7 protein-coding genes are annotated in these 6411 nt (G+C 48.7%); 4 read left to right on the top strand and 3 right to left on the bottom strand.

Annotated elements, in window-relative coordinates; genetic code table 11:
- The 4 genes from Q0338_RS09980 to Q0338_RS09965 all read left to right on the top strand — a co-directional run.
- Positions 1-1337 (top strand): cytochrome ubiquinol oxidase subunit I (locus Q0338_RS09980; RefSeq protein ID WP_298086590.1); only part of this gene is annotated, 1337 nt, incomplete at its 5' end.
- Positions 1321-2448 carry a cytochrome d ubiquinol oxidase subunit II gene (locus tag Q0338_RS09975; RefSeq protein WP_298086589.1) on the top strand — a complete coding sequence of 376 codons (1128 nt, stop codon included), beginning with the start codon at positions 1321-1323 and terminating at the stop codon, positions 2446-2448. The genes Q0338_RS09980 and Q0338_RS09975, both read left to right, overlap by 17 nt.
- A gap of 8 nt (positions 2449-2456) precedes the next feature.
- Positions 2457-2585: a hypothetical protein gene (locus Q0338_RS09970; protein ID WP_002943393.1), complete on the top strand. Its 129-nt coding sequence runs from the start codon at positions 2457-2459 to the stop codon at positions 2583-2585.
- Between the two features lie 79 nt (positions 2586-2664).
- Positions 2665-3810, top strand: a complete 1146-nt coding sequence (locus Q0338_RS09965; protein ID WP_298086588.1) for an iron-containing alcohol dehydrogenase — start codon at positions 2665-2667, stop codon at positions 3808-3810.
- 403 nt (positions 3811-4213) lie between these two features.
- Here Q0338_RS09965 and yedF read toward each other — a convergent pair whose 3' ends face one another.
- The 3 genes from yedF to Q0338_RS09950 form a co-directional block, all read right to left on the bottom strand.
- The gene (gene yedF, locus Q0338_RS09960) at positions 4214-4456 is read right to left on the bottom strand and encodes a sulfurtransferase-like selenium metabolism protein YedF (protein WP_004323059.1); all 243 of its coding nucleotides are present in this window, start codon (positions 4454-4456) and stop codon (positions 4214-4216) included.
- Position 4457: 1 nt separating this feature from the next.
- A complete protein-coding gene (yedE, locus tag Q0338_RS09955; RefSeq protein WP_298056360.1) occupies positions 4458-5666 on the bottom strand; it encodes a selenium metabolism membrane protein YedE/FdhT in 1209 nt (402 codons plus the stop codon).
- A 382-nt stretch (positions 5667-6048) separates the two neighbouring features.
- A partial coding sequence (locus Q0338_RS09950) for a dihydroxy-acid dehydratase (protein ID WP_298086587.1) occupies positions 6049-6411 on the bottom strand: 363 nt, incomplete at its 5' end.

Raw genomic sequence — 6411 nt, 5'->3', positions numbered from 1 at the left:
TCGCTATCGGCGTAGCTACGGGCATCATAATGGAATTTGAGTTCGGTACCAACTGGGCAAACTACAGCTGGTTTGTCGGCGACATCTTTGGCGCGCCGCTAGCTATCGAGGGCTTGCTCGCGTTCTTTATGGAGGCGACGTTTTTTGCCGTTATGTTTTTTGGCTGGGACAAAGTTAGCAAGAAATTTCACCTCATCTCGACCTGGCTCGTGGCTATCGGTTCAAATTTGAGCGCGCTTTGGATCCTCATCGCAAACGGCTGGATGCAGTATCCGGTGGGTATGAAATTTAACCCCGCAACCGCCAGAATGGAAATGGAAAATTTCTTTGAAGTAGCGCTTAGCCCGGTGGGTATCATCAAATTTTTACACACCGTAACTAGCGGCTACGTTGCTAGCGCGCTTTTCGTGATAGGAATTTCAGCGTGGTTTATCCTAAAAGGACGCCACCTAATCATGGCTAAAAAATCAATCGTCGTAGCGGCAAGCTTCGGGCTTGCGACGTCGCTGTTTTTGATGTTTAGCGGCGACGAGAGCGCATATCAGGTCGCGCGCACCCAGCCTATGAAACTAGCCGCGATGGAAGGCCTTCATAAAGGCGAACAAAACGCCGGCCTAGTCGCGATGGGCGTGCTAGATCCGTCTAAAAAACCGGGCGACGGCAAGGACGCGTTTTTACTCGAACTAAAAGTGCCTTACGCGCTTGGAATCATGGCTACTAGAAAATTTGATAGCTTTACTCCGGGCATCGAGGATTTAGTCTACGGCAACGAAGCGCAAAATATAGAGAGCGTCGCAAGCAAGATGGCCAAAGGCTCGCTAGCCGTTAGCGCGCTAGCTAGCTACAACGCCGCTAAAAAATCGGGCGATAAAGCCGCGATGGAGCAAGCCGAGCAAACTCTGGCTCAAAATATGAAATTTCTAGGCTACGGATACCTAAAATCCCCGGAAAGCGCCGTGCCGCCGGTCGGCATTACGTTTTATAGCTTTCACTTGATGGTGGCTCTTGGTACTTACTTTTTGGCTTTATTTTTGGTCGTTACGTATCTTACGATGGCAAACGATATCGAAAATTTCAAAAAGCTGCTGTGGGCGTGCGTATTTAGTATCCCGCTAGGACTAGTGGCGATCGAGGCGGGCTGGATAGTAGCCGAAGTAGGGCGTCAGCCGTGGGTCGTGCAAGACCTCATGACCGTGGGCGTGGGAGCGACGAATTTAGCCGACACCAACGTCAAAATTTCGTTCTGGCTATTTGCCGTTTTATTTACGGCGCTTTTGATAGCCGAGATAAAAATCATGCTAAAACAGATAAAAATAGGATTTGAAAACCATGCTTAGTTTAGAATTTTTACAAATTTACTGGTGGTGCGTAGTTAGCTTGCTAGGCGGTTTGCTAGTGTTTATGATGTTCGTTCAGGGCGGACAGACGCTGCTTTTTGGGCTTTGCAAAAACGAGCTTCAAAAGGACATGGTGATAAATTCTATCGGGCGCAAATGGGAGCTTACGTTTACTACGCTCGTAATGTTTGGCGGCGCGTGCTTTGCGGCGTTTCCGCTGTTTTACGCGACAAGCTTCGGCGGTGCGTACTGGGTGTGGCTGGCGATTTTGTTTTGCTTTATCCTCCAAGCCGTGAGCTACGAGTACCGCAAAAAACCGGACAACTTCCTAGGTCAAAAAACCTATGAAATTTTCCTTTTCATAAACGGCTCTTTAGGCGTTATTTTAATCGGCATGGCCGTTAGCACGTTTTTTTCGGGAAGCGACTTTTTACTAAACGAGCACAACTTCGTGCAGTGGCAAACGCCGTTTCGCGGTCTTGAGGCACTTGGCAATATCATGCTATATCCGCTAGGCATCGCGATGTTTTTCCTAGCTCGCGTGGGCGGAGCGCTCTACCTCATCAACAACATCGACGATGCAGAGCTAAGGGCTAACGCCAGAAAAGCGGCGCTAAAAAATACGATTTTCTTTTTACCGTTCTTTTTGATATTCATCGCTTGGATATTTACCAAGACCGGTTTTGCATACGACGAGAGCGGCGTAGTGAGCCTAGTTGGCTTTAAATACGCTCTAAATTTACTCCAGATGCCGCTTGTTGCAGCTATGATAGTTATAGGCGTCGGACTCGTGCTTTTTGGTATATTTAAGGGCGCATTTACGACTAGCATCTACGGCGTAGTGCCTTACGGCGCGGGCGTAGTGCTAACGGTTACGGGACTATTTTTGATAGCCGGGCTTGCGGATACGGCGTTTTATCCGTCGTTTTCAAATTTGCAAAGCTCGCTAACTATCAAAAACGCAAGCTCTAGCCACTACACGCTAAACGTCATGGCCTACGTGAGCCTGCTAGTGCCGTTTGTTTTGGGCTATATTTTCGTCGTTTGGCGCGCGATGGATAGCAAAAAGATCACGGCCGACGAGATAGAGCGCGATCATCACGCGTATTAAGGATAAAAATGATAGAAGCGATAGTTTTTCTTTTTCTTTGGGTTTTGGCGCTTTTTGGCGGATATAAATTCGTCCATTTTAACATCAAGCACGTCGAGAAAAACGACGACAAATACTTTGGAAATTTGCGCGAATAAGCGCTGATCCGCAAATCTCGTTCTACTTAAATTTTAGCTTTTATCGCTATAATGAGGCTAAAATTTTAAGGAGAACGAGATGTTTGACTTCACTTTTCACAACCCCACAAAAATAGAATTCGGCAGAGACAAAGAGCGAAACATCGGGCTTTATATGCGCGAATTTGACGCTAAAAGAACCCTACTGATCTACGGCAGCGAACGCATCAAAAAAGACGGACTCTTTGACGCGGTAGCAGCTAGCCTAAAAGAAAACGGCATCGAGTTTATAGAGCTTGGCGGCGTAGTTAGCAACCCCGTGCTAAGCAAAGTTTACGAAGGCATCGAGCTAGCTAGGAAATTTAACGCCGACAGCGTGCTAAGCGTAGGCGGAGGCTCCTGTCTAGATAGCGCCAAAGCCATCGCCGCAGGCGCGCTATATGGGGGCGACGTGTGGGATTTTTTCACAGGCAAAGACCCAAGCCGCGCGCTAAAAATCTTTGACATCATAACTCTTGCGGCGACGGGCAGCGAGATGAACTCGGGCGCAGTCGTGACAAACGAAGCTACAAAACAAAAATTCGCCATCCACGGCGACGTGCTATATCCGCTAGTCTCGGTCGTAAACCCTCAGCTGCAAGCCAGCGTTAGCCGCGAGTACCTAGCCTACTCCGCCGCCGATATCATCGCGCACAGCATCGAGGGATATTTCACCGCTAGCGTTCAACCTGACATCATCAACCTCTACATCGAAGCCAACATCAAAACCGTGATGAAAACGACTGAAATTTTACTAGCTGGTCCCGACAACTACGATGCCAGAGCCGAGTTCGCCTGGGCGGCTACGATGGCGCTAAACGGCCTAACCTACGTCGGCACGCACGGCTACTCCTACCCAAACCACATGCTCGAGCACGCCATGAGCGCGGTCGTAAACTGCGCGCACGGAGCGGGTCTAGCGGTCATAATGCCAGCGTGGATGAAGTGGTACAAGAGCCGAAATTTGAGTGCTTTCGAGCGTTTTGCGCGGGAAATTTTCGGCGTAAATTCGGCGGACGAAGGCATCGCCGCATTTAAAGCGTGGCTTAGCAAAATCGGCGCTCCCGTTAGCCTAAAAGCCGTCGGCATAGAGGGCGAAACGCTAGACCAGGTGGTAAATTTAGCCTACGACTACGCGGTAAACTGGCGCAAAGATAAGCTCTACACGAAGGAAAATATCAAAGCGATTTTTGAGCTGGCGAAGTAAATTCGAGTAAATCTGCGGCTAAATTTAGCGCTAGCAAGATACGAAAATTTAACTCTTATACGCCGGTTTAAATTTAACCGCCGCGAGATAAATTGGGAAATTTCGGCGCTTTGGCAAAGCGGAGTCGGTTTTAGGTTTCAAATTTCGCGCTTTAAATTTGCTCCGAGTTTTTTCGGGTTGCGAATTTAAACGCAAAAGTACGAAATACGCGCGCGACGGGTAAATTTTCGGTATGACGAAAACGGCAACGCAAAATACCGCACAAATCATAAATTTAAGCGCGCAAGGTAAACAAAACGCGGCCGGGCTAGTAAAATTTACTTTGCAAACGGCGGACTTACCCGCCCGCCGTAGCAAAATAGAGCAGGGCGCGCCTAAACCCCGCTCCGCGCCTAAATTTAAACTAAGGCTTTTTGATGATAAATCTAAGCGTCGGACCGTCTTGCTCGATTTTAAGCACCTCAAAGCCCCTGTTTCTCGCGTCGTAAGGGATCGAGTTTATCGCCTGCGGGCAGTCGCAAAGCACTTCTAGCACCTCGCCGCTTTTCATTTTCGGTAGGATTTCTAGCGTCGCGACGGCGGGCATAGGGCAAGCCTCGCCTAGGATATCGAGCGTATAGCTTATTTCAAAATCGTCTTCATGCATCTTAGTAGCCTCCTTTGGCGAAGAAATTTCGTTTGTAGATAAACACCAGCAGCAGCGCCGAAACGAATAAACATAAATTTACCGCTAAGCCGCCCAGCGGACCGAATACCTCTAAAAGCTGGATTTTCGGGCCGTCTTTGATCCATGCCGGGATGAGATCGTAGCTAAGGGCTAGCACCATGGTTCCTACGACGTTTGCGACGCCCACGATCATAAAGTGCAGCTGCCCCTCGGTGGCTCTATACGTCCAGCCGCACTCGCAGCCGCCCGCAAATACGATACCAAAGCCGAATAAAAACGCTCCGATCGCAACCGCCGGCGAGAAATTCGTAACCTTGCCGACGTAGCCGTTTAGCATCAGCACGAAAACGATGAGCGTGGCGATTATCATGCCGTAAAAAGCGCCCTTCGTCGCGACGTCCCTGCCGAATAAAAACAGGTCGCGAAAGCACGAAGTAAAACAAATTTGACCCTTTGAGATAATAAAACCGAAAACCAGTCCGAAAAGCAGTCCAAGCGGCAAGATGCTAGCTTTGACTTTTAGATCGAGCGCCGGCGCTTGCATCAAAAGATACGCAAACCAGATAATCGCTAAAATCGCGATAATCACGCCGATGGCGAAATTTCGGTCGGCGCGTCCTTTGTCGTGCGTCGTGCCTTTGCCTTTTGAGCCGAAGTTTTTAAGTTCGGTTTTAGGCATAAAGATAGGCAGCTTGCCGACCTTGACGGCGACGTAGATGCCAAGCACCATAAACACGGCAAAAAGCCACGTATGCAGCGAAAAATACGGCAGTCCTGTGAAAAAATCAAGCAAGTTGCAGCCAAAGGCCAGACGCGCGCCAAATCCCGAAAGCAAGCCGCCGACGATAGCTTGAAAAACTCGAATTTTGCTTGCGGGTAGGCGAAATTTGACTTTGTTTGCCATAAATGCCGCGATCGTAGCGCCCACAAACATGCCTATTAGCATAAGCCCCTCAAAGCGCGTGAGCGGGTTGCCGTCAAGATTCGTGATCTTGTAGTAGGAGTAGCCGCTAAGATCCATCCCGAAAAGCTCCAAAAACTCGCCGCCCCAGCGCGTCATCTCGCCGGTCACCGCCCATCCGCCGCCAAAAATCCCAAAATACACGGTCGCGACGATGGCTAGGATAATCATCGCCTGCCCGACGTTCCAGAAATTCGTTAGATATTTCGTTCTAAATTCTTTAAACATAAATTTTCTTTGTATTAATTTCCTCGCCCCGCGAGACTAAAATTTGAGATTAAACGCGTATCTATGAGGTAGTCATCTAGGTATCCTAAAACGTGGTCGTCAAACTTGACGCTAAAAAATAAGAATTGTAGCTAAGATATTATTAAATAAAATTAAAATTTAGCTAGATTAATTTGCGATATTTTTCTCTAAAATATAAAATCTATAATCATCTTTTTTGTTTTCTTGAGATCTTTTACCGCAACTTTCGGCCGGCATCTGCTGCCGGATTTTGCTTTTTCGAGAATATTTTAAGCGGTTCTCTTTAGTTGCCACCACTTTGCCTGTATCTTGACCAAAGAGAACCTAGCGTTTTGACTAAAATATCCTTAGATATAAAGTCCTACGCCTCCAAAATCGCTCCATTGCTAGCATTGGTTACCAGTTTGCGATACATTCGTAGCCAGCGATACGGCAGCGGTTTTTCAATCGGTTTAAATTTAGCCCTGCGCTCGGCGATCTGCTCTTCGCTTAGGCGCACGTTGATCGCGTACGTATCCACGTCGATATCGATGATGTCGCCGTCCTCTAGCAGTCCGATCATGCCGCCCTCGGCAGCTTCGGGGCTCACGTGTCCGATACTTAGCCCTCTCGTAGCTCCGCTAAACCTGCCGTCCGTGATGAGAGCCACGTCCGCGCCCAGTCCGCGCCCCATGATTAGGCTCGTAGGACTTAGCATCTCCTGCATACCAGGGCCTCCGCGCGG

The sequence above is a fragment of the uncultured Campylobacter sp. genome, assembly GCF_938018145.1.
In the GTDB taxonomy this organism is placed as follows: domain Bacteria; phylum Campylobacterota; class Campylobacteria; order Campylobacterales; family Campylobacteraceae; genus Campylobacter_A.
This window is presented reverse-complemented; position numbering and strand designations above follow the sequence as displayed.